This window comes from Pseudoalteromonas sp. Angola-30, assembly GCF_028599215.1.
GTDB lineage: Bacteria > Pseudomonadota > Gammaproteobacteria > Enterobacterales > Alteromonadaceae > Pseudoalteromonas > Pseudoalteromonas atlantica.
This window is the reverse complement of sequence record NZ_JAQREI010000095.1, coordinates 1-255: the sequence shown is the minus strand read 5'-3', so window position 1 is coordinate 255 and position 255 is coordinate 1. Positions and strand designations below refer to the sequence as shown.

General features: G+C 52.9%; 1 rRNA gene. It reads right to left on the bottom strand.

From position 1 onward, the window contains the following. Nucleotides 1-255 (bottom strand): 23S ribosomal RNA (locus PSH54_RS20755); the annotation flags it as partial.

Genomic DNA, 255 nt, shown 5'->3' with positions numbered 1-255 from the left:
CCTCCTGGCTGTCTGGGCCTTTCCACATCGTTTCCCACTTAACTATGACTTTGGGACCTTAGCTGGCGGTCTGGGTTGTTTCCCTCTTCACGACGGACGTTAGCACCCGCCGTGTGTCTCCCGGATATTACTTTACGGTATTCGGAGTTTGCAAAGGGTTGGTAAGTCGGGATGACCCCCTAGCCTTAACAGTGCTCTACCCCCGTAAGTATTCGTCCGAGGCTCTACCTAAATAGATTTCGGGGAGAACCAGCT